Source organism: Nocardia sp. NBC_00511, assembly GCF_045161165.1.
Lineage (GTDB): Bacteria > Actinomycetota > Actinomycetes > Mycobacteriales > Mycobacteriaceae > Nocardia.
Genome location: NZ_CP107849.1, coordinates 8,461,180 through 8,481,048, shown reverse-complemented (window position 1 = coordinate 8,481,048; position 19,869 = coordinate 8,461,180). Strand labels below are relative to the sequence as shown.

Sequence of the window (19,869 nt, the reverse complement as noted above, 5' to 3'; positions counted from 1 at the left end):
ACAGCGGGGCTAACCGGCCAGCACGTCGAGGGCCCGATCGACGTCGTCCTCGGTGGTGTAGAGGTGGCAGGACAGCCGCAACCGGCCCGCGCGCACGGATCCGATGACCCGTGCCGCCCGGAGGCGCTCCAGGGTCGATTCCGTCGCCTCGACCGAGATGATGGCCGAATTCCCTTCCGGCAGACCGAGTCCCTTGCGTAGCCGATCGGCGAGCGCGAGGTCGTGCCGGTGAATGCTCTCGACACCCGCCGCCTCGATGAGCGCGAGACTGTGCCGCTGCCCGATCCACGCGGGCCACACCGGCCCGAGATCGAAGCGGCGGGCGTCCGCGGCCAGCCGCAGCGGTCCGTCGTAGCAGGTCTCCCACGGGTTGAATCCGGCATACCACCCGGCCGCGACCGGCGTCACCGTCTCCAGCGCCGCGGGTGTGCCCGCCAGGAACGCCGTCCCCTTCGGACCGAGCAGCCACTTGTATCCGGCTCCGACGATCCAGTCCGCGCCGGTGTCGTGCACCGGGAACCAGCCCGCGGCCTGGCTGACGTCGAACAGCGCCCGTGCCCCCTGCGCACGGGCGGCTGCCACCGTCGCGGCGACATCCAGGATCCCGCCGTCCGCGGACTGCACCACCGAGGCCGCCACCAGATCGTCGCCGGGCCGCAGCGCCGCGGGCAGCTCGGCGAGCGGCACCACCCGCACGTTCAGGTCGGTCCGGACCAGGAAAGGCCAGAGCACGGAATTGAATTCGTGTTCGGGCACCACCACGTGCGCGCCGGGCGGCAGGCTCTGCGCCACCAGCCCCACCAGCTGTGACACCTGGGCGCCGACCGCCACCTGCCGCGCGTCGAACCCGGTGAGCCGCCCGAACGCGGCCCGGCACTCGTCGACGATCGCGTCCACGCCGGGGATGTCGAATTCCCCGTGCGCACGCTGGGTTTCGGCCTCGATCACCGCTGTCAGCGTGGATTTCGGCAGCAACCCGTAGGCGGCCGTGTTGAGATACGTGACGGCGGGCGCGAACTCGTCCCGGACTGCGGCGGAGAACGATGCGGTGGTCATCCATCCATCGTCGGTCCCGCCGCCGGTCGAGGCCAGTGCCACCGGTGCGGCACTGGCCCGGAACCGATCAGGCGGTGCGGGATTCGACCGGCGTCGACTGCTCGGTGGTGCGACGGAAGCGCAGGATGCCGTCCTCCAGGGGAGCCTTGCGCAGCATGGCCCGGTCCCGGAAGTAGTTGTTGATGACCAGCCACGGGCCGCGGGTGCCCTGCCGCGGCATGACGCCGTCGCCGCGGGTGATGTAGCCGGAGGTGAGCGCGCCGCCCATCAGCGATGCCTCGGAGCGGTCGCCCTCCTGCGGGATCGCGACGACCTCGTTGTATCCGTTGTCGCGCATGTGGTTCAGCAGGCGGCAGAAGTATTCGGCGGCCAGGTCGGCCTTCAGCGTCCAGGAGGCGTTGGTGTAGCCGAGGATCACCATCATGTTGGGGACGGTGCCGAGCAGCGCGCCCTTGTAGGCGACCAGGTCGCGGGTGGCGAGGGTCTCGCCGTCCACTTCGAGGGTGGCCCCGCCGAGCATCTGCACGGCCAGACCCGTTGCGCTGACCACGATGTCGGCCTCGAGCTGCTGGCCCGAGGACAGCCGGATGCCGTTCTCGGTGAAGGTCTCGATGGTGTCGGTGACGATGTCGGCCTCACCCTTGCGCAGCACCTTGAACAGGTCGCCGTTGGGGACCACGCACAGGCGCTGATCCCACGGGTTGTAGCTGGGGGTGAAGTGCTTCATGTCGATCTTCGGCCCGACCTGCGCGCGCACCGCGGCCAGCATCAGCTTGGCCGAGAGCTTCGGGTTGGTGCGCGAGAGCTGGTAACTGGCCCGCTGCAACGCGATATTGCGCGCCCGGCCCGCCTTGTAGGCAAGGGCGGCAGGCACTTTCGCGAACTTCAGACCGACGGCGACCGGGTCGTCGGCGGGCAGCGCGGCGATGTAGGTGGGTGAGCGCTGCAGCATGGTGACGTGCGCGGCATCCTTGCTCATGGCCGGGATGAGCGTGATAGCCGTTGCGCCGGAACCGATCACGACCACGCGCTTGCCGCGGTAGTCGAGGTCCTCGGGCCACTGCTGCGGGTGCACGATCCGGCCCTTGAAGTTCTCCTCGCCGGGGAACTGCGGGCGGTAGCCGTTGTCGTAGTTGTAGTAGCCGGTGCAGCCGATGAAGAAGTCGCTGGTGTAGGTCTCGGTCTGGCCGGTGCGCTCGTCGAGCACCTCGACGGTCCAGAGGCCCTTGTCGGTGGACCAGACCGCGGAGGTGACCTTGCGGCCGAAGCGAATGTGGTCGGTGACGCCGTATTCGGCGGCGGTGTCCTCGATGTACTGGCGGATGTTCGGTCCGTCGGCGAGCACCTTGGTGCCGTGCCAGGGCCGGAAGCCGTAGCCGAAGGTGTACATGTCGGAGTCCGAGCGGATGCCGGGGTACTTGAACAGGTCCCAGGTGCCGCCGATATTGGCCCGGCGTTCCAGGATCAGGTAGCTGCGCCCGGTGTTCTCCCTGGTCAGATGGCAGGCCATGCCGATACCGGACAGGCCCGCGCCGATGATCAGTACGTCGACATGCCGCGTCATTGGATGTACTCGCTTCTGGTCGCGCCCGGACACCGGCGTCCGGGCGAAACCGAGTATTACATGTTATTTACAGTAACGTCTACTACCCCGGGTCAGGCCGCGCGGACCTGTCCCGGCCGATCCGGTTCGGAGCGATAGCGGGTGGTCGGGCCGTCGATCCCGAGCACCTTCCACACCTGCTTGGCGACCGGATTCATCAACCCGATCCGCTTGGCCAGCGAGCGCACGTCACCGAAGAATCCGGCGAACGCATCCTTGGCCTCCGGCTGCCCGAAGAACACGTCCTTGCGCACCGAACGCGGGATGTCGAATTCCCGGAAGAACGTGCGCGGCGGGATCACGATCGCTCGCCCGCCGATCCACATGACGATCGGGAAGGCCAGCGACAGCACGAACTTGTTGAGCTCGTTGGCCTGCGGCACATGGTGTTCCAGGAACTCGTGCGCGAAGGAGATGTGGCGCGCCTCCTCGGCGATGTGAATCGCCATGACGCCGTGCATGATCGGATGCACCTCGTCGCCCGCGCGCAGAATCGCCTTCTGCACGTGGTCGATCGGCTCCTCGCCGGAGAGCACCGCCATGAAGAACAGGTTGGGGAACAGCGACGCCAGCGGCGGCACCAGGTAGGTGAGCTGCTTGAGGATCGGTCCCATACCGGGCACGTCGATGCCGATCCGGTTGACCATCTCCTGGAACATCAGGGTGTGGTTGCACTCCTCGATGACCTCGTGGGTGCAGTACCGGAACTCGGGTGAACCGTTGGCCAGCTTGAAGGTGTGCTGCACCATCCCGCCGATGAGCAGCGTCTCGAATTGCAGCCCGACCTTGGCGATATTGGCCTGCCGCCACAGCCCGATGGCGATCTTGCGAGCCTCGGACTGCGCCTGATACCAGGGGTGCCGCGCGAACATGTCCCCGGAGATCGGCAGGATCCAGCGCGGATCGTTGTGATCCACCGCGAAATCCGGGTTGTCCCAATCGATATCGGTGAAAGGATCGAAGTGCTTGTCGACCGAGCCTTGCGAGAGCAGCAGGAGCTTCTCGGCGTACTCGCGCGCGAGGGCGACCACGGAGTCGGTCTGTACGGATGCTGACGCCATTGTCAGAGCCTCTCGAGGAGTGACCAAAATAACTGTAATTACTGGTTACACCTAAATTGGCGTGCCGTCAACAAGAACTACGACCAGAACCGCGGGCGCAGACCCCAGGCCTCGAATTCCTCCGCCACATAGTCGCGCAGCGCGACCCGGGTCGGGAACCGATCCGGGTCCGCGCCGGTGATCGCGAGGGTCACGGTGCGGCCGTCGCTGGACCACGACAGGTTCAGTCCGACCTCCAGGCGGCGGAACAGTTCGATGTCACCGGTGCACACGACCGGGCGCATGAGGACCGAGCTGGCGCGGACGCCGCCCAGGGTCGCCACACCCTGACCGGTCTCACCGAGGTTCGTGCACAGGCATTCCGGGGCCTTGGCGGTGCGCGAGAAGTAGCCGAGCACGAAGCGCGGCAGCATCATCTGCACCGGTTGCAGGTGTTGCAGGGCCGGGGTGGTGGCGGGGTCGGCGTAGGCGCGAGCCGCCTGCTTGATGGACGAGCGGACCTGGCGCAGATCGGTGCGGTCGCCCTTGCGGTAGTCGACGGCGATGGGCAGGCCGGTGGTGGCGTTGCCGCGCGGGTCATCGAGGCCACGCATCGAATGTGGGATGTCCACCCGGACTTTCGCGCCGTCACGGATGCGGTCGCTGCGACCCAGAATGCCGACGGCGACGCCGACCATCAGTCCGTTGGCGGTGCCGTCGTGGGCGGCGGCGACCGAATTCCATTCGGCGGCATCGACTTCCACCACCAGGTCGGCCGCCGAGTACTGCGGCGACAGCGGCAGGGCGGGCTCCGCCGGGCGGGGATTGCGTTCGGGTTCGGTGACCTTGCGGGCGGTGATGGCGGCGCGGATGCCCAGGGCGGCGGCCCGCAGCTGGCCGAGGGTGTCGGCGATATGGGCGCGCCACAGGCCCGAGGTCGGGATTCCGCCCACCAGTCGGCCCGAACTGGTTGCGATATCCGGGGTTTCACCGGCGTCGAGGCGCTGTAGCGCGTCACCGACGGCGTAGAGCACCGCGCCGCCGTCCGCGCCCACATGCGAGGTGACCAGTGACAGCAGGGTGCCACCGGTCTCGGTCGGTGCCGCCGACAGCCGCCACAACCGACCGGTGACCGGATCGAACTCGATGCGGCTCTGTGCGAAGAACCAGTCCAGGACGCCGCTCTCGGGCACCGGCTCGGTGTCGAGGGCCAGCGGCTCGCTGGTCGCCGCCGACACCCACCACGGCCGGGCCAGCGGCACCGAGGTGGTCACCACCCGCCGGGCCAGGAACCCGTGCGCGAGATGGGCGTGGAAGCGTTGCAGCACAGCCGGATCCAGTGGCTCGTCGAAACGCCAGGCCAGCTGGTTGACCAGTGCGGTGCCGTACAGGTCGTGCAGTTTGAGGAACAGGTCGTCGTCGGCGGTGAGCCGGTTCAGCAGTGTGGTCACGTCGGCCTCCGGGTCAGCGGGCACGCAGGGTGCGAACGGTCAAGGGCGCGAACACGATCGCGACGATCAGCGCGGCGCCGACCGACCAGGCGAAGTCGGAGCCGATGTGGCCGGATTCGGCGAGTTGGCGCACGGCCGCCACCAGATGCGAGACGGGGTTGTAGTCGGAGACGTGCTTCAACCAGGCGGGCATGGCCGCGACCGGCACCAGTGCGTTGGAGGCGAAGCTGACGAAGGTCAGCACCAGCATCGACATGCCCTGCACCGCGGCCGGTTTGGCGACGGTGACGCCGATGAAGGCGAACAGCCAGCTCATCGAGGTGGTGGCGAAGACCACCAGCACCGCGCCGAGCAGCAGGCCGAAGGGATGGTCGGGCCGATACCCCATCCCGAAGCCGACCAGCAGCACCATCACCGCGGCGATCACGTAGCGGGTCGCCCCGGCCAGCAGCGCACCGGTCACCGGGGCGGAGCGGGCGATGGGCATGGAGACGAAGCGGTCGAAGACGCCGGAGCGAATGTCCTCCGACAGTTGCACTCCCATGGCGACCGAGGAGGTCAGCACGATCTGCACCAGCACGCCCGGGATCAGGGTGGGCAGGTAGGCGTCGAGGCTGCCCGCGATGGCCTTGCCGAACACGCTGCCGAACAGCAGCGGTCCGACGATGGGCAGCAGTACCGCGTCGTAGAGCAGCTGCGGGCTGTGCCGGAAGGTGAGCAGGCCGCGGTGGGCCATGATCAGCGCCTGGATCAGCGAGGCCCGGATGCTCACGTGGGTGATGCGGGGCTGCCTGGCGATGCGGGCCGCCGGGTGGACCAGGATGGTGCTTTCGGACAGGACGGTCATGCGCTCGCCCTTTCTGCCGGGAGGGTGGGGCGGGCCGGACGCCGGGTGAGGGCCAGGAACACCGAGTTGAGGTCGGGGCGTTCGACGCCGAAGCCCCGCAGGCGGATTCCGCTGGCGCGGCAGGCGGCGATCAGGTCGGCGGCGGTGCCGATGTCGTCGAGCGGGACGGTGAGCGTCGCCGGGTTGTCGCCGTGCAGCGGGGTCACGCCGGTGAGGCGTTCGACGGCGGCGTCGGCGAGCGGGCGCTGGGCCGGGTCGGCGAGGTCGATGCGCAGCATCTCCTCCCCGATCGACGACTTCAGTTCGCCCGCGGTGCCTTCCGCGACCACGGTGCCGTGGTCGATGACCGCGATCCGGTCGGCGAGCGCGTCGGCCTCTTCCAGGTACTGCGTGGTGAGCAGGATGGTGGCCCCGCGCCCGACCAGTCCGCGCACCACCGACCACATGCGTTCGCGGGTGTGCGGGTCCAGGCCGGTGGTCGGCTCGTCGAGGAAGATCAAGGGCGGCACCGTGATCAGGGTGGCGGCCAGGTCCAGCCGCCGCCGCATGCCGCCAGAGAACGTGGTCACCCGCCGCTGCGCCGCGGCCGACAGTTCGAACTCCTCGAGCAGTTCGGCCGCGCGATCGGAGGCGGCGCGGCCGCTCAATCCGAGCAGCCGCCCGAACAGGCGCAGGTTCTCCCACGCGGTGAGGTTCTCGTCGACGGCCGCGTACTGCCCGGTGAGGCCGATCATCGACCGCACCGCGGTGGCGTCGCGCACCACGTCGTAGTCGAAAACCGTTGCGGTGCCGCGGCTGGGCCGCAGCAGGGTGGCCAGCATGCGCACGGTGGTGGTCTTGCCCGCGCCGTTCGGCCCGAGCAGCGCGAACACCGTCCCGGCCGCGACCTTCAGATCCACCGCCTCGACGGCGGCCATGGTCCCGAAACTCTTGCCCAGACCCTGGGTTTCGATAGCGATCTCAGTGCTCATCGGACTCCTCCGAGCGTTGTCATGGATTCGATGGCATCGGCGGCCCGGCGGACTCCGTCGTCCCGGAACCGCGCGCCGTAGTCGGCAGCTCGCGTCACCACCGCGGGCTCGGTGGCCTGAATCAGCAAGCACTCCAGCCGATTCGCGTCCAACCCCGCGAACGGCGCCGTCGCCCCCAGCCCGAGCTCGTGGAGCTGCCGCCCCCAATAGGGCTGATCGGCCTGCACCGAACAGATCACCCCCGGCACCCCGGCCCGCAACACCGCGGCCGTGGTCCCCGCTCCCCCGTGATGCACCGCCACCGCACACCGCGGCAGCACCGCCTGATGGTCGACCTGCGCCACAACCGCCAGCTCGGCGGTGATCCGAGCACGAAACATCCCGCCCACCAGCAACACTCGCAATCCGAGCCGCCGCCCTACCTCACGCACCATGGACTCGGTGGCCTCCGGATCCGAGATCGGCATCGACCCGAACCCGGCGTACACCGGCGCCGCCCCCTCCCGCAGCCACTCGTCGAGCCGCCCCTGCTGAGCGTCCACCGCACCGACGACTGTCGCGCCCACCGGCACCGACCCGACCGGCACGACCGGGAACCCGGTGAAGATCGCACCCGGCAGCTCGTCCGCGAGCCCCGGGAACAGTCCGGGATCGTAGGCGTGGATAACGTTGCGGCCCATAGACTCCTGCGCCAGGTTGGGGTCCGCCGCGCTCGCCCCAGCCGACTCGCTGTGAAGGTGAGTGCCGGGAACGCGTCGCTTGCTCGCTGGAGTACTTGCACCCTGCGAACCCGCATCGGGCGCATGGTTCGCACCCCCGGGTACGAGGGTGAGGGACAACAGCCCGCCCCGATCGGCTGCCTGGTCCGCCTCGCACCCGGCCGACGCGGCAAGTACGTCATCATCGATGTTCCGAAAAGCACTGCGGTCGCGTAATTCCCACGCGGTCGTAGGATCCGATGAATTCATCGCCCGACGTGCGAGTGTCATTGTCTCGGCGGGTGAGCCGGAGGCCCGGGCTGCTAGTCGGTCCCGTTTCATCGACCGGGCGGCTCGGCTGGCCAGTTCCGCAGGTCCGGGAACCACAGTGGCACTCCATGTTTCGCCCGGCTGAGCGTCAGCGTGGTCGTGCATTCCGACCGTCCTGCGGTGCGCGGTGATCTCAGCGGCCAGGGACCACGCGCGGGCCTTGGCCAGGGTTTGCCAGGCCAGGCGGTTGAGGGGGCCGGGGATGTGGTGGCCCCAGGGGGCCGGGATGACCGGGATCGCGCGGGTGGCGTGGATGGGGAAGAAGTGCAGGGCGGTCAGTGGGATGGCGTGGTGGCGGGCGACTTCGGTGGCGACCTCCTCGCACGCCATCCCGGTGACGAGGACGTCGTTGTCCCGCGCCAGGTCGTGCAGATCGCGCGCGGCCTCGGCGAACCCGCGGCGTTGCAGGTCGAGGACGGCGCGCACGCGCTGTACCGGGTTCGGGTGGGTGAAGCGGCGGTCGTCGCGCTGGGCGCGCAGCAGGTCGTCGCTGTCGAGCCCGAACGGCACCGCTCGAATGCCTTGCCGCCGTGCGAATTCCACCAGGTTCGGCGAGACGGCGACGGTCACCCGGTGGCCGCGCCGGGCCAGTTCCGAGCCGATCAGGACGCCGGGTTGCGCGTCGCCGCGACTGCCCGCGAAGGCCAGCAGGATGTTCATCGCTCGCCTCCGTTCGGGGTCCGGATCACCGTGCAGCGCCAGATCGGGTCGTATGGCCGGGCCGCCGAGAGGCGGTGGCGGCGGCCGGAGGAATCGCGGCCGAGCAGTCCACCCGGGCGGTCGCCTCCGCGATCGCCGGACAGCGCGCGCATGGTCCTACACCTGCGCCGGGGCCGAAACCAGTTGCGGCGCGGCATGAGCCGCGACCGGCAGCCGTTCGGCGGTCGCCGCGATGGTCGGGGTCTCCGCGATCGGGGCCGGGTCCGTGGCGACCGCCGCCGCGCCGGTCTGGATGGCGGTGGCGCTCGAGCAAGCGGGTTCGTAGGTGACGACCGGACGGGTGTCGCGGGCGAAATCAGCCATGGCCCTGGTGAATTCGGCGAGGAACCGATCCATCTCCACCGCCGGGAAGGAGGCGGGGAAGCGGGTGGACAGCCGCAGGCCGTCGGCGGCGCGGACGATCCAGAAGAACACCTCGTCGCCGGAGTAGGACTCGGCGCGCAGGGTGTGCCCGCGCAGGGATTCGACCAGTTCGTAGTCCGGCAGCACGCGAATGTCGAGGAACGAGATGCCGAATCGCGGGCGATCGGTGCAATCGAGGAGTTCCAGCACCCGGGTCCAGGTGGCGTCGTTGGCGATCTTGGAGCGGCGCAGGGTGCCGCGGGTGGTCTCCAGGGCGCTGTCGAGATCCAGGTCCGGGGCGAGGGTGATGTCGATGGGGACGACATTCACGAACCAGCCCATGGATTCCAGGTAGCGCAGATCCGGCCGGGTGGCGATCGGCATGATGGCGCGCAGCGAGATGAACCCGAAGGTGCGGCGGTAGGCGATGGCCAGCGCGGTGAACACCGCGACGGAAAGCCGGTGCCCGCGCTGGGTGAGGCCCTGCTCGACCTGTTCGAGGTCGCTGAGCGACAACAGCTTCCGCGACACGCTGGCCTGCGGCCGGTGCGAGAGCTCCGCGCTGCCCGCGGTGATGGCGGGTTCGAAACGCGGCAGCATGCCGGCGGAGCCGTCGAGGAAGCGCCGCCAGTAGCGCACCGGCTCGCATTCGGTGGTGAGCGCGGCGGCGGCGGCGCGTTCCCATTCGGCGAAATCGGCCGAACTGCCGAAGGTCGGCGATTCGCGCACTTCCTCGCCGCGGGCGATGGCGCCGTAGATCGCGCGCAGTTCCAGAATGACGATGGCCTGTGAGTACGCGTCCATGACCGAGTGGTCGGCGGCGACCAGCACGGTGAAGTCGGCGGTGTCCGCGTGCTCGACGGTGGCCAGCAGGCAGTGCGGCCAGCGCAGTGGCGAAAGTCGCAATTCGAGTGCGTCGGTGAGGAATTCGTTGATGTGCTCGGAGTCGGTGACACCGGGCACGAGTTCCGCGGCGACGGTCACCGCGTCCGGCGCGCAGATCAGCCGCCGCGGTTCCCCGCTGCCGGTATCGGCGAGGGTGCTGCGCAGTCCTTCGTGGCGGGCGTGCCAGTGCCGGACCGTTTCGCGCCAGTGCGCCGCGTCGAAGGGGGCGTCCATTTCGAAGATGGTCCCGATCCAGCGACCGCGTCCAGGCCGGGGATCGTCGCCGGGTGTGTCGGCGCAGTGCCGCACGTGCACGCTGGCGAAGGGGCGTTCGTCTGGCGCCCAGGTCGCGCCGACCGCCAGCTCGGCCTGCCAGAGGGTCAGTTCCCCTGGGCGCACGGTGAATTCGGATAGGTGGGTGTAATCCATGATGTCTCCCTCATCGGATTTCCGCCGTACCGTCGCGGTGTAGAAATTTCGTAAAGAAATCCCGCTGCGTGAAACCATTGCTCCAGTAATGGTTTATAAGCCGTTCGGCGAATTGGAAGCTATTGAAATATCGACGCCCCCGCGCCGTCAGCCCCCCGCCCGGCGTGAACCGGACGTTATGCGCCCGGGGATCCCGCGCCGACGCTGGCGCTTCCGGATCCCGTTGTCCGCGCGCCGATACAGCCTGCCCGTGCCGCACCGGCGGGGGCGGTCGCATCGCCCCCGGCCGGTGTGGCGGTAGCCAGGACAGGCACGATGAGCGGCGCGAATGCGTTCATGGCCCGATTTCCTCTCACCTTCATCAAGACCAGCGCCGAAGAACGGCGACGTGGTGATCGCAGGTCGTGGATGCGGTGGCGACACTGCCGGGATACGGCACCCGATGGGTGAGACTTCTTCGTCCGCGGGTGTTCCGAGTGACCTGCCAGTTAAGAAAAACACCAACATTCCAAGTTCGCAACTCACGGGTAGGCAAATTATTGGTTAACGGATTGTTCCAAAACGATTCCAGTGTGGTTTGCGCCACTAACTACCCAAAAAGGGCAGCCAGTTCACTTTTCGCTTTCTCAACAGACCGTTCGACAGCAGAAAACCAGTTGCCCCCGACCGCCGGTTTTCTGGGATCCTGACCTGGTGAACGCTGGGGAGATCAACGTCGAGTTCGCGCCGGAGCTGCGGGTTTTCGTGGGGCAGCGGGCGGCCGCCACCCGGGTCCGCATCGACGGCACCTCGACACTGGGGCACGTCGTGGAGTCACTGGGCGTACCGCTGACCGAGGTGGGCGGGCTCGCGGTGAACGGCCGTCCAGTCACGCCCGCGCATCAGCCCGCGTCCGGCGAGACGATCGCGGTGACCGCCGTCGCGCGCCCGCAGCCGTGCCCGGAACCGCTGCGCTTCCTGCTCGACATCCACCTGGGCACGCTGGCCCGCCGGCTGCGGCTGCTGGGAATCGATGCGGCATACGAGAATCCGGATATCGGCGACGCCGCCCTGGCGACCCGCTCGGCCACCGAGCACCGGGTCCTGCTCTCCCGCGACCGCGGCCTGCTGCGTCGTCGCGAAATCTATTCCGGCGCTTACATTTACAGCAACCAGCCCGCCGAGCAGCTGGATGATGTGCTGTCGCGCTTCGCCCCTCGCCTCACCCCGTGGACCCGCTGCACCGCCTGCAACGGCGACCTGCGCCCCGCCGACCCGGACGTGGTCCGCGACCGCCTGCCCGACAACACCGGCCAGAGCTACGACTCCTTCGCCCAGTGCGTCGACTGCGGCCAGACCTACTGGAAGGGCGCTCATCACGCCCACCTCGACGCCATCGTCACGGACGCATTGACAAAATTCGCCTGATTCACCGACGGCCATTGTGTCGCACCCCACACCCACCTAACCTCCTTTGAGACTGAGCGGTTTCACAGCCGGTCGCGGAAACGGAGGACCTCGATGACGAGGACGCAGACACCAGGTCGCGCATTCGCCGCGGCGCTGGCGGCCCTGACACTGGGCATCGGATCACTCAGCACGGCAACGGCCGTCGCGGACGACTCCGCGATCACCGCACCGGCCGCCGACCCCACCGCGCAGGACCTCTACGGCGGTACCGGCCCGCATCCGGTGGCCACCGACGCCCGCGTCGGGCCGTGTCAGGACTCCATCGTGGGATTCGTGCAGAACGTCGCCGTCCATATCTTCGGCAATACCGACGACCTCACCTGCACCGCCGCCTTCCCCAACGGCCTGGACTCCCCCGCCGGGGTCGACACCTACTACCCGGCCGATATCGCGGATCTCGGCAGCGCCCCACTGGTGGTGCTGACCGGCGGCATCGACGCCAACCCCGGCATGTACGACAGCCTGGCCCGGCAGTGGACCAGCCAGGGTTTCATCGTCGAGATCCCCTACGAGTGGTTCAACTCGCTGGCCTATGTGCCCGCCGCCGGACTGGCGCTGGCGATCATGCACGACCGCGATCAGAACTCGCCGCTGTTCGGCAAGGTCGATCTGTCGCACACCATCCTGGCCGGGCATTCCGCGGGCGGCGCGGCCGCTCAGCAGTTGGCGTCGGTACTGCCCGGCGTGGCCGCGGCCATCGATCCGACACTGCACGTGGCGGGCGTCCTCGCCATCGAGCCGGGCCCGGTCGCCATCGGTCCGCTGCTGACGGTGCCGACGCTGTTCCTCACCGGCGTCAACGATTTCGTGGTGCCGGACTTCGCCTGGGTGCGCTGGTGGCAGTACAACCTGACCTTCAACGCACCGGCCTGGATCGCGAATGCCCGTGGTGTGAGCCACTTCTCGCCCGTCGACGGGGCCGACGCCTACCGATCCTCGGGCACCGCGGTGGCCTGGCTGCGCTACCTGGGATTCGGTGACGAGACGGCCGGGCAATTCTTCGTCGGCCCGGACTGGCGACTGCCCCGCGACAAGACGTACTTCAGCGTCGAACGCAATCCGCTCGCCGCAGCAGTGCGGTGACAGCGGAAACCGCTGACACGAACCGATATTCGACTAGGACCCCGATGAAATCGAATCGCAGCCTGCTGGGCGCGGCCCTGTTCGGCGCGGCCATCACCGCGGCCGCGCTGGTCTCGCCCTGCACTCCGGTAGCACTGGCCGATCCCGCGGCGGACCGCTGCGCCGAACCCACGGGGGCCGACGCCTTCGGCCGCAGCACGCCCGAGGCCACCGGCGTGGACTCCACCGCCCTCTCGGATGCCATCGACTTCGGTTCGCGCACCGGCGGTTTCAGCATCCAGGTGTACCGGCACGGCTGCCTGATCGGCGACCGGACCGGCACCGGCAACATCCCTTATCCCCTGGCCAGTGCCAGCAAGGGGGTGGCGTCGGTCGCGATCGGCCGGGCGATCAGCATGGGCTACTTCGGGCTCGACGATCCGCTCGGCAAGTTCTTCCCGCAGGCCGATCCCGCCCACGCCGCGCTCACCGTCCGCCAGGTCCTCACCCAGACCACGGGCCTGCGCTTCACCTGGGCCGGCGATGGCGCGGCCATCGCCACCGACGAGGTGCTGCAATCCCTGGAATCCCCGGTCGCTTTCGCGCCCGGCACCACCTTCCAGTACGCGCAGGCCGCGCTGGTGCTGCTGCCGAAGATCGTGGAGATCACCACCGGCCTGGACTTCCAGGACTTCGTGCAGCGAGAGCTGATGTCGCCCTTGGGAATCGACCGCGACCACTGGGTGTGGCTGCGGGATCGCAGCGGCAACACCGCGATCAACGGCGGGCTGGCGATGCGGGCCGACGATGTCGCCCGGCTCGGGCAGCTCATGCTCGACAACGGCCGCTGGGGTGACCGGCAACTCGTCGACGCCGACTACATCCAGCAGGCGCAGCAGGGCACGCCCGGCAATCCCGGTTACGGATTCCTGTTCTGGCTCAACTCCGGTGACTCGTACAAGACCGCGACGGTCCCGGTCGCGAAGGTCTTCGATCACGCCATGTTTCCGGGCGCTCCCCGCGACCTGTACTCGTTCGTGGGTGCGCTCGGGCAGTTCATCGCGGTCGTCCCCAGCCGCGACATGGTGATCGTGCGGCTGGGTGTCCCGTCCCATATCGACCCCGCCAACTTGCAGACTTCACTGGCCGCCGAGACCAATCCGGACAACAAGGAGTTCCTGCGTCGCGTCACCGCCGCGGTCGCCGATGTGCCCGCGGAGCCGGCGGACAACCCCTACAACTACGACAACAGCCTCGGCCCGGTGATCGGCAGTCTGGATGATCTGGCCTTCTGGCTGGATCCGGTGAACGTCACCGAGATCCTGCTGGGCGTCGGCCCGTACGCGGCCGGGGACTGCAATCTGGTGTGGTGCCACGGAAAGCTGGTGCCGCAGGACATCTTCGGCGCGCTGCTGGATTCGGGCGGCCAGATCGGGGCGGCGCTGGCCGCCCTGAACAGCGGGCAGCGTTAGCGGGCGCGGGCGGCGCTGGCGGCGGCGTCGAGCCGGGCGCCCAGGGCCTTGACCGTGTCGCGCAGCGCCTCGATCTCCTCGATCGGAACGTCCACCAACTCCAGCACGGTGCGGATCATCTGCTGTGCGCCGTGCTGGAGTTCGCGACTGGAGTCGGTGGCGTGCAACACGACCGCCCGACCGTCGGTGGCGCTGCGCACGCTCTCCACCAGTCCGCGCGACTGTAGTCGCGCGACCAGTGGGGAGAGGGTGCCGTAGTCCAGGTGGACCTGCTCACCGAGATCCTTCATGGTGATGCCGGGCCGTTCCCACAGCGCCAGCAGCACCAGGTACTGCGGATAGGTGAGGTGCATGTCCTCGAGGAACGGCCGGTAGGCGGCGGTCATGGATCGTGACGTGGAGTACAGCGCGAAACATAGCTGGGCATTGAGCGACAGCAGTTCGTAGTCGATCTCCTCGTCCGCTCCGGCCCGGGGCCCGAGGTCTTCGCCGATATCCTCGGGTTCGGGATCGGAAGGCGGAATGTCGTGCATTACTGCACTGTACTGCGCACGGTGTCGAGCACCGCGTCGGTGGCCGCTTGATCACCGACCGTGATGCGGATGCCGGTGGGATAGGACTTGACGTGGATGTCGGCTCCCGCCAGCGCGGTTGCCACCCGGTCGTTGTCCGGTGCGGGCAGGGTCAGGTAGGAGAAGTTGGCGTAACTTTCGGGCACGCGTAGGCCGAGGTCCCGCAGTCCGGTGGTGAGCCGGTCGCGGTGTTCGCCCAGCACCGCCACCCGGGCCTCGATCTCGGCTTCGGCCTCGTAGCAGGCCCGCACCGCGACCTCGGCCAGCGCCGTCATCCCGAAGGGCAGTTGCCAGCGGGCGACCTGGTCGATCAGGTCCGCGTCACCCACGGCGTAGCCGACCCGCAGCGCCGCCAACCCGAAGGCCTTCGAGAAGGTGCGCAGCACCAGCAGATTCGGATGCCGGTCGAGCAGCGTGAAGATGTCGATGCGGTCCGGCTCGGCCACGAATTCCACGTACGCCTCGTCGAGTACGACCGTGACGGTGGCCGGGATCTCACCCAGGAATTCCTCGAATTCCCTTGGCCGGATGAGGGTTCCGGTGGGGTTGTGCGGGCTGCACACCACCACCAGCCGGGTCCGTTCGGTCACCGCGCGGGCCAGGGCGGCGAGGTCCTGGCGGCCGTCGGCGGTCAGCGGCACCCCGACCGGCCGCCCGCCCGCCATCGAGGTGAGGATGGGATAGCCGTCGAAGGTCGGCGTCGCCATCACGACTTCCGCACCGCCGGAACCGAATTCCTGCACGATGTGCATGATCACCCCGGTCGCGCCCGCCCCGACCACGATCCGGCCGGGCGCGCAGCCGAGCCGTTCGGCGATGAGCCGGGGCAGCCGCATCGGCAGGAATTCCGGATACCGGTTGGCGGAGGCCAGTGCCCGGCTCAGCGCCTGCTGCACCGAGGGCGGCGGTCCGTAGGGAATCTCGTTGAGCTGCAGCCGATGTCCGGCCGTCACCACCTGGGTCATCACGCCGTCCCGTCTCAGCGTCCGCCCCAGCGGACCGCCGCGGCGCCGGCGAAGTCACCGGCGTGCGCGAAGCCCGCGAACATGACCAGCGATCCGGCCGGGACCCGGCCCTCGTCGACGGCCCGGTCGAAGGTGACGGGAATGCCCGCGCCGAACAGGTTTCCGCAGTCGTCGAAGGTGTCGGGGTGCTTGTCCGGCGGCAGTTGCAGGGCGTCGCGCCAGTTGCGCAGGAAGGCCCGGTTGGGCTGATTGGTGACCAGCAGATCCAGGTCCTGCGAGGGCACCCCGATCCGTCCGCACACCGCCTGCGCCACCTCGGGCACCAGCCGGTTGCCGCGTTGCAGCACCTTCGCGATCTTGGATTCGGTGAAGCCGACGTGCATCTGCCCGTCCCCGGCCTCCCAGTACTTGCGCGGCGGGTCGGCGATGACGGTCATCTGCCCGGCGAATTCCGGCAGATGCCGGGTCTCGATGTCCAGGATCGGCGAAACCGCCGATTTCACCAGCAGTCCCGCGCCCGCGCCGTCGCCGGGGATGGCGGCCTGCGCCTTGCCGCGCACCTGCTCCTGGGTGAAGATCTGCCCGGCCACGTTCTGGACGGTGACGATCAACGCCGAGCGGGCGTCGGTGCTCAGCAGGATCTGCCGCGCCAGCTTCATGCCGTAGACGAAGGATGCGCAGCCGCCGTTGTGCAGGTCGATCAGCCATTCGGGGGCGATGCCCAGGCGGGCGGCCACCTCGCCGCCGCTGCCGACGATGCCGATCTCGGGCAGCTGGGTGTGCACGATCAGAACGTCGATGTCGCGCAACGTGTCCCGGCCCTGCCGCTCCAGGATCGGGGCGACCGCGCGCTCGGCCATATCGGCGGGTGTCTCGCCGACGGCGACGTGGTGGCGGAACTTCGGAGCCTTGAACATGAAGTTCGAGGTGACCTCGTCCGGGTCGGCGTGCTGCACGAAATAGTCTGCGGGAACGATGTTCTCGGGCAGATACCCAGAGATGTCGAGCAGGCTGACGGTGTCGATGCTCATGTTCAGTCCATCCATTCCGGCTTGATCGGCTGACCGGCGGCGTGCCGGTGCTCGCAGATCGCCTTGAGGTTGCGCAGTTCCAGCAGGTGCCCGGCGGCGAAGAGGTGCCAGAAGTCGCCCACCCAGACCGGGCGGTCGGCGGGCGCGGTCTCCGGGTAGCCGTTGTCGTCGTAGAAAGGGTGGTGGCAGTTGGTCCAGGTGACCACGCAGCCCGGCTTGTTCAGCACGACCTGCGCGTCCACCACGCGCATCAGGTAGATCATCCACAGGTGGTCGGCCTGGTCCCAGGAGCAGTGGTAGTCGACGGTCATGGCGTCGGCGTGCGAGACGGTGCGGGTGTAGATGCGGGTGTGCGAGCCGATCCGGTCGTCGGAGGCCCACACCTCCGGATCCTCGGTGCGCTCGAAACCTCGCATGCTGTAGGTCCATTCGCACAGGCTGCGGGTGTCGGCGAGGTACTCGAACACCTGCTGCGGCGGCGCGTCGATGTATTCGGTGACGGTGCAGTACTGCCCGAAGATCTCGTCGTGCGGGTACACCGCGCGGGTCATGTCCAGCACCAGCGGCATGCCCTCCTTGAGAGCCATGGACTCGATGCGGTAGACGCCGGGGATGCCGAGGTCGGGGACCTCGATGGGTTCGGCCTTGACGGTCTCGGTCATGGGCGGGACTCCTTCAGGAAGGGGGCGAAGGGCGGGATTTCGTCTGGGTCACACTGGAGTTCGATGAAGGCGGGTCCGGGAATGTCCCGGGACTTGTCCAGCGCGTTCTCGAAGTCGGCCAGCGTGCGTGCGGTCCAGGCCGGGAGCTCCGGGAACATGGCGGCGACGCCCGCCCCGATCTCGGTGGACCGGAAGCGGTTGAAGCTGTAGTCGCCGGAGTAGAAGACCTGCTCGCGGGTGACGCACATGGCGTGCGCGTTGTTGTTGAAGACCACGAAGGTGACCGGGGCCCGATATTCGACGGCGGTGTGAATCTCGTTGCCGTGCATGAAATACGCACCGTCCCCGGCGACCACGACGGTGCGGCGGCGACGGCCGAGCGCGCTGCCGATGCCCGCGCCGAACGAGTAGCCCATACCGCCCATGCCGAGCGCGATGAGGAAGCGGCCGTCCTCGGGGACGCGCAGGTGGTGCACGACCGCGGCGCCGGTGTTCCCGGCGTCGGCCACCACATCGGTCCCCGGTTCCAGCGCGGCCTCCAGCGCGGCGACCGCGGCCCGGTAGCGCACGCCGGGCCCGGAGGCCGGGGGCACCGTCAATTCCGGCACCACGCGTGAAGCACGCTGTGCGACAGCATGTTCCACCGATCCGAGCGCGGCCAGTGCGGCGAGCCCGGCGGCGAGGTCGCCCGCCGCGCGGGCGTGGATCGGAACGAACGGCTCCTCGATGCCCAGATGCAGTACCCGCGGGCAGGCCGCGAGCGCGTCGTCGAGTCCGGCGCGCGCGGTCATCGACAGCGGCGCACCGGCCAGCACGCACAGCGCCGCCTCGGCGACGAGTGCGGCCGCGTGCGGATGCCCCATGACGCCGGTGACACCGCCGAAGCGGGGATCCCGATTCGGGAAGGCGTCCTTGGCATCCGGGGTCACCAGCACGGTGGCGTCCCAGGCCGCCGCGGCGGCGGCGAGTTCGGCGCGGGCATCCGCCCTGGCGATCTCCGGTCCGGCCAGGATCACCACCGAACCGCCCACGGGCACTCCGGTCAGCAACGCCGTCGCCCGGTCGGGCAGGGTCGCGGCGTGGGCGCCGGACGCCGTCGCGGGTCCGTCGTCCGCAGTGGACTCCGAGTCCGACGCGGGTGCGGCCTGAATGTTCTTGGGCAGCAGCAGTACTGCCGGTCCGCCGGTCAGCGCGATCGTGATGGCCCGGTCGAGTTCCTCGTCGATGTCCTGCGGCCGAACGACTTTGGCGCAGTATCGCGATACCGACCCGAAGACGGCCTCGGCGTCGAGCCGGTCCGCGCCGCCGGAGGTGTCCTGGAACGCGCCGCGCCCCTCGAGCACGGTCGGCGGCTGGCCGACGAGCGCCAGTACCGGAATCCGGGAGTCGAACGATTCCCCCAGCGCGGCAATCAGATTGAGCGCTCCACCGCCGGAGGTCGCCGCCACCACGCCGAGATGTCCGGTGGCGCGGGCATATCCGTCCGCCATGGTGGCGGCCCCGAACTCGTGCTTGGCCACGATGCCGGTGAGATCCGCGCGTCGCTGCACAGCGTCGTAGAGGTCCTCGATGTTCGCACCGCCCACCCCGAAGAGGTGGTCGGTGTGCGCCGCGAGCCGCTCGACGATGCGGTCGGCCACGGTGCGAGTTTCCGGTGCTTGGTCGGACACGATCCCCCAATCCGAATTACCTTGTGCGCGATGTATCTGTCACAACGTAACTGTCTGGGCCAACTCACAGCAATGTGTCACGGGTCACACAATTGCCTGAAAGATGCTGGTACGCACCGTATTCGGGTAGGCGAAGACCCCACCGTGGACAGCGGCGGCGGGGTCCCGATCGGCCGAGGCATCGGTCCGGATCGCATTTCGACAGCTACCGGCTGCGGGCCGGTTCATAGAGTTCAACGTTCGGAGCCGCGTGCCGGTTCAACCGGGTGCCGCACCCGGCGAGTCGGCATCCCGAACCTCGCATTCAGCAGGGCCACCGGCGCGAGCCGGAAACTGGTCAGCTGTACAAGGTTCCGCCGCAAGCACGCCCCGACGGTCCCCGCATACCCACGCACCAGCACTCGATACCGCGCGGTCGCAAGAGACTCGGTCAGCGGGGCGAAACGCGACCGGGCCAGAGTTCACGACCACGTCGACGTGGGAGGCGGAAGGCACGGAATCGCCCCCATACCGTCGTTTGCGAGTGGTTCGCCGAGCCCGGAATCCGGGTCGCCGACCGGGCGCGGCGGATTCGGGCACCCAGGTTTTGACGGATGGCGATATCCGGCAAATCG

The 19,869-nt window shown here is 68.8% G+C and carries 16 protein-coding genes; 3 read left to right on the top strand and 13 right to left on the bottom strand.

What is annotated here, in order from left to right; genetic code table 11:
- Positions 1-9: 9 nt before the first annotated feature.
- The 8 genes from OG300_RS39300 to OG300_RS39265 form a co-directional block, all read right to left on the bottom strand.
- A complete protein-coding gene (locus tag OG300_RS39300) occupies positions 10-1,056 on the bottom strand; it encodes an aminotransferase class V-fold PLP-dependent enzyme (protein ID WP_405490039.1) in 1,047 nt (348 codons plus the stop codon).
- Positions 1,057-1,123: 67 nt separating this feature from the next.
- Positions 1,124-2,620: a flavin-containing monooxygenase gene (locus OG300_RS39295; RefSeq protein WP_405490037.1), complete on the bottom strand. Its 1,497-nt coding sequence runs from the start codon at positions 2,618-2,620 to the stop codon at positions 1,124-1,126.
- 92 nt (positions 2,621-2,712) lie between these two features.
- Positions 2,713-3,720, bottom strand: coding sequence for a diiron oxygenase (locus OG300_RS39290; protein WP_405490035.1), 1,008 nt, complete (start codon positions 3,718-3,720; stop codon positions 2,713-2,715).
- A 77-nt stretch (positions 3,721-3,797) separates the two neighbouring features.
- Positions 3,798-5,150: a hypothetical protein gene (locus OG300_RS39285; RefSeq protein ID WP_405490033.1), complete on the bottom strand. Its 1,353-nt coding sequence runs from the start codon at positions 5,148-5,150 to the stop codon at positions 3,798-3,800.
- 13 nt (positions 5,151-5,163) lie between these two features.
- Entirely contained in the window at positions 5,164-5,997 is an 834-nt protein-coding gene (locus OG300_RS39280) for an ABC transporter permease (RefSeq protein WP_405490031.1), read from the bottom strand.
- On the bottom strand, positions 5,994-6,968 hold the full coding sequence (locus tag OG300_RS39275) for an ATP-binding cassette domain-containing protein (RefSeq protein ID WP_405490029.1): 975 nt from the start codon (positions 6,966-6,968) through the stop codon (positions 5,994-5,996). Before OG300_RS39275 ends, OG300_RS39280 begins: the two co-directional genes overlap by 4 nt.
- Entirely contained in the window at positions 6,965-8,656 is a 1,692-nt protein-coding gene (locus OG300_RS39270) for a nucleotide disphospho-sugar-binding domain-containing protein (RefSeq protein WP_405490027.1), read from the bottom strand. Before OG300_RS39270 ends, OG300_RS39275 begins: the two co-directional genes overlap by 4 nt.
- Before the next feature lie 156 nt (positions 8,657-8,812).
- A complete protein-coding gene (locus tag OG300_RS39265; protein WP_405490025.1) occupies positions 8,813-10,372 on the bottom strand; it encodes a condensation domain-containing protein in 1,560 nt (519 codons plus the stop codon).
- Between the two features lie 693 nt (positions 10,373-11,065).
- On the opposite strand from OG300_RS39265, the gene OG300_RS39260 reads away from it, so the two are divergent.
- From OG300_RS39260 to OG300_RS39250, 3 genes are all read left to right on the top strand, one after another.
- A complete protein-coding gene (locus tag OG300_RS39260; protein WP_405490023.1) occupies positions 11,066-11,779 on the top strand; it encodes a Mut7-C RNAse domain-containing protein in 714 nt (237 codons plus the stop codon).
- Positions 11,780-11,872: 93 nt separating this feature from the next.
- On the top strand, positions 11,873-12,904 hold the full coding sequence (locus OG300_RS39255; protein ID WP_405490022.1) for an alpha/beta hydrolase: 1,032 nt from the start codon (positions 11,873-11,875) through the stop codon (positions 12,902-12,904).
- 44 nt (positions 12,905-12,948) lie between these two features.
- Positions 12,949-14,355: a serine hydrolase domain-containing protein gene (locus OG300_RS39250; protein ID WP_405490020.1), complete on the top strand. Its 1,407-nt coding sequence runs from the start codon at positions 12,949-12,951 to the stop codon at positions 14,353-14,355.
- On the opposite strand, the gene OG300_RS39245 is transcribed toward OG300_RS39250, so the two are convergent.
- From OG300_RS39245 to OG300_RS39225, 5 genes are read right to left on the bottom strand one after another with little or no spacing between them, the layout of a single operon-like run.
- Complete coding sequence (locus OG300_RS39245; protein WP_405490018.1) at positions 14,352-14,888, bottom strand: MarR family winged helix-turn-helix transcriptional regulator; 537 nt, start codon at positions 14,886-14,888, stop codon at positions 14,352-14,354. The genes OG300_RS39250 and OG300_RS39245 overlap by 4 nt on opposite strands.
- On the bottom strand, positions 14,888-15,892 hold the full coding sequence (locus tag OG300_RS39240) for a pyridoxal phosphate-dependent aminotransferase (protein ID WP_405490016.1): 1,005 nt from the start codon (positions 15,890-15,892) through the stop codon (positions 14,888-14,890). Before OG300_RS39240 ends, OG300_RS39245 begins: the two co-directional genes overlap by 1 nt.
- 14 nt (positions 15,893-15,906) lie before the next feature.
- A complete protein-coding gene (locus tag OG300_RS39235; RefSeq protein WP_405490014.1) occupies positions 15,907-16,923 on the bottom strand; it encodes a 3-oxoacyl-ACP synthase III family protein in 1,017 nt (338 codons plus the stop codon).
- Between the two features lie 2 nt (positions 16,924-16,925).
- A complete protein-coding gene (locus OG300_RS39230; protein WP_405490012.1) occupies positions 16,926-17,585 on the bottom strand; it encodes an SRPBCC family protein in 660 nt (219 codons plus the stop codon).
- Positions 17,582-19,255, bottom strand: coding sequence for a thiamine pyrophosphate-binding protein (locus OG300_RS39225; RefSeq protein WP_405490010.1), 1,674 nt, complete (start codon positions 19,253-19,255; stop codon positions 17,582-17,584). Before OG300_RS39225 ends, OG300_RS39230 begins: the two co-directional genes overlap by 4 nt.
- Positions 19,256-19,869 lie beyond the last annotated feature (614 nt).